This window comes from Aromatoleum sp., from assembly GCF_035254505.1.
In the GTDB taxonomy this organism is placed as follows: Bacteria; Pseudomonadota; Gammaproteobacteria; order Burkholderiales; family Rhodocyclaceae; genus Aromatoleum.
In genome coordinates this window covers 1-3190 of the sequence record NZ_DATFAO010000047.1, presented here as the reverse complement: position 1 = coordinate 3190, position 3190 = coordinate 1, and the positions used below count along the sequence as shown (strand labels likewise).

General features: G+C 64.0%; 3 protein-coding genes. All 3 read left to right on the top strand.

The window, feature by feature from the left end:
• The coding region (locus VJ673_RS08565; RefSeq protein ID WP_324125656.1) for a UDP-glucose dehydrogenase family protein at nucleotides 1-1299 on the top strand (1299 nt) is incomplete at its 5' end.
• Nucleotides 1300-1393: 94 nt separating this feature from the next.
• The gene (gene cysM / locus VJ673_RS08560) at nucleotides 1394-2284 is read left to right on the top strand and encodes a cysteine synthase CysM (protein ID WP_324125655.1); all 891 of its coding nucleotides are present in this window, start codon (nucleotides 1394-1396) and stop codon (nucleotides 2282-2284) included.
• 21 nt (nucleotides 2285-2305) lie between these two features.
• Nucleotides 2306-3094: a 3'-5' exonuclease gene (locus tag VJ673_RS08555; protein ID WP_324125654.1), complete on the top strand. Its 789-nt coding sequence runs from the start codon at nucleotides 2306-2308 to the stop codon at nucleotides 3092-3094.
• Nucleotides 3095-3190 lie beyond the last annotated feature (96 nt).

Here is a 3190-nt window from a genome sequence, read left to right as displayed (position 1 = left end):
GGCTACGTCGGCCTGGTCACTGGCACCTGCCTCGCCGAAGTCGGCAACGAGGTGTGCTGCCTCGACGTCGATCCGGCCAAGATCGAACTACTGCAAGCCGGCGGCATCCCGATCTATGAACCGGGCCTGGACGACATGGTGCGCCGCAATGTGGCGGCCGGTCGCCTGCACTTCACCACCGACGTGGCCGAGTCGGTTGCCTTCGGCGAGATTCAGTTCATCGCCGTCGGCACGCCGCCGGACGAGGACGGTTCGGCCGATCTGCAGTACGTGCTCGCGGCAGCACGCAACATCGGTCGCTACATGGATGACTATCGTGTCATCGTCGACAAGTCGACGGTTCCCGTGGGCACCGGCGATCGCGTTCGCGAGGCCGTGGCGGCCGAATTGAAAGCACGCGGCGCAGACCTGCCTTTCAGTATCGTCTCGAACCCGGAGTTCCTGAAGGAAGGCGCCGCGCTCGACGATTTCATGCGCCCGGACCGTATCGTTGTCGGTGCGGACGACGAGCGTGCAATCGGCTTGATGCGTGAGCTGTATTCGCCCTTCCAGCGCAATCACGAGAAGCTGCTCGCGATGGACGTGCGCAGCGCCGAGCTGACGAAATACGCCGCCAACGCGATGCTCGCCACCCGCATCAGCTTCATGAACGAGTTGGCGAACCTGGCGGAGACCCTCGGCGCGGACATCGAACTGGTGCGGCAGGGCATGGGCTCGGATCCGCGTATCGGCTGGCACTTCCTCTATGCCGGCTGCGGCTACGGCGGCTCGTGCTTCCCGAAGGACGTGAAGGCGCTGGTGCGCAGCGGCCGCGAGAACAAACACGACCTGCTGATCCTGAACGCAGTCGAAGAAGCGAACGAGGCGCAGAAGCTGCGCCTGGTCGACAAGATCGTCGCGCGTTTCGGCGAGGATCTGAGCGGCATGCATTTCGGCTTGTGGGGCCTGGCCTTCAAGCCCAACACCGACGACATGCGCGAAGCGCCGAGCCGGGTAATCGTGGCCGAGCTCTTCCGCCGCGGTGCGACCGTTTCGGCTTACGATCCCGTCGCGATGGCCGAGGCGCGCCGCATTTTCGGCGACGAGCCGCGCCTGCGCTACGTCGAGCGCCCGATGGAGGTGCTCGACAAGGCCGATGCGCTCGTGATCGTGACCGAGTGGAAGGAATTCCGCAGCCCCGACTTCGGGCGTATCCGCGAGACCCTGCGTCATCCGGTGATCTTCGACGGGCGCAATATGTATGACCCGGCCGCAATGAAGCGCGCGGGGATCGAGTATCACGGCATCGGCCGTCGTTGAGCTTCGGTCATAAGCTTATGCCCCCGATTGGGTTCTCCGGTCGGGCGGCGGCGGCTTAACATCCGATGGTTCAACCCTTGCAGACGACAGGCTGATGGAATTCAAGACGCTCGACGATTATGTGGGTCACACGCCGCTGGTGCGCCTCAAGCGCATCAATGCCGGCCGCAACAACGTGATCCTGGCAAAGCTCGAAGGCAACAATCCGGCGGGGTCCGTGAAGGATCGGCCAGCCCTTTCGATGATCCTGCGCGCCGAAGCGCGCGGCGAGATCAAGCCGGGCGACACGCTGATCGAGGCGACGAGCGGGAACACGGGCATTGCACTGGCCATGGCGGCGGCGATGCGCGGCTACCGCATGATCCTTGTGATGCCCGAAAACCAGAGTGTCGAGCGGCGCCAGACGATGCGCGCGTTCGCTGCCGAACTGGTGCTCACGCCGCGCGAAGGCGGCATGGAGATGGCGCGCGACGTCGCGGAGCGCATGCGCGACGAAGGCAAAGGGATCATCCTCGACCAGTTCGCGAACCCGGACAATCCGGTCGCCCATTACGAGGGCACGGGCCCGGAGATCTGGGAACAGACCGGCGGCCTGATCACGCATTTCGTCAGCAGCATGGGTACGACCGGAACGATCATGGGCTGCTCGCGTTTCCTGAAGGAAAGGAATCCGGCGGTCCGTATCATCGGTTGCCAGCCGGAGGAGGGTTCGCAGATCCCGGGTATCCGCAAGTGGCCCGAGGAGTATATGCCGCGCATCTACGACAAGACCCGGGTCGATGGGCTCGAATACGTGAGCCAGGCCGACGCCGAGGAGATGACGCGGCGTCTCGCGCGCGAGGAAGGCATCTTCGCGGGAATCTCGTCGGGCGGCGCCATGCATGCCGCGTTGCGGCTGGCTGGGCAGTTGGAGAACGCGGTGATCGTGTCGATTGTGTGCGATCGGGGCGACCGTTATTTGTCGACGGGGGTGTTCCCCGGATGACGCGCTAGGAGGAATCGGCGGATGCCGGTGCTGGTTTTTGACATCGAGACGATTCCGGACGTCGATGGCATCCGTGTGTTGAATGGACTGCCGGATGATCTGAGCGACTACGAGGTTGCCGAATTCGCATTCCAGCAGCGTCGCGCCGCGAATGGCACGGATTTTTTGCCGCTTCATCTGCAGCGCGTCGTGACGATCTCGTGCGTGCTGCGTGACGCAAGCCAGTTCCGGGTGTTCTCACTGTCCGAGCCGGATTGCGGGGAGCGGGACATCATCCAGCGCTTCTTCGACGGCATCGAGCGCTACACGCCGCAGATCGTATCGTGGAACGGCGGTGGTTTCGACCTGCCGGTGCTGCATTACCGTGGGCTGAAGCACGGGGTTTCGGCGCCGCGCTATTGGGATCAGGGCGAGGGCGACTACAACGACTCGCGCGATTTCAAGTGGAACAACTACATCGGCCGCTACCACAGTCGTCACCTGGACTTGATGGACCTGCTGGCGATGTACCAGGCGCGCGCAAACGCGCCGCTCGACGAACTCGCGAAGCTGATGGGCTTTCCGGGCAAGCTCGGGATGGATGGCTCGGTGGTGTGGCCTGCGTTTCAGGAGGGGCGGATCGCTGAAATCCGCGACTACTGCGAGACCGACGTCGTGAACACGTATCTCGTGTATTTGGGTTTTCAGCGTATGCGTGGTCAGCTCGACGCGGCGGGGTACGCGGCGGAAGTGGCGGTGGTGCGCAACGCCTTGGCGCGCATCGGCGCGAAGCACTGGGAGGAATTCCTCGCGGCGTGGCCGGCAGCCTGATCTGTCGCAGCGGAGCTAGACGTGCAAACGGCCAGCGTGAGCTGGCCGTTTGCATTGACCGGTCGGCGGCGTGTTGCCGCCTCCTGGCGGTCAGTA

What these genes read in the sequence shown, in the direction of transcription:
- cysM (WP_324125655.1), top strand. Translation starts at nt 1,394, where the DNA reads ATGGAATTCAAGACGCTCGACGATTATGTGGGTCACACGCCGCTGGTG.
- VJ673_RS08555 (WP_324125654.1), top strand. Translation starts at nt 2,306, where the DNA reads ATGCCGGTGCTGGTTTTTGACATCGAGACGATTCCGGACGTCGATGGC.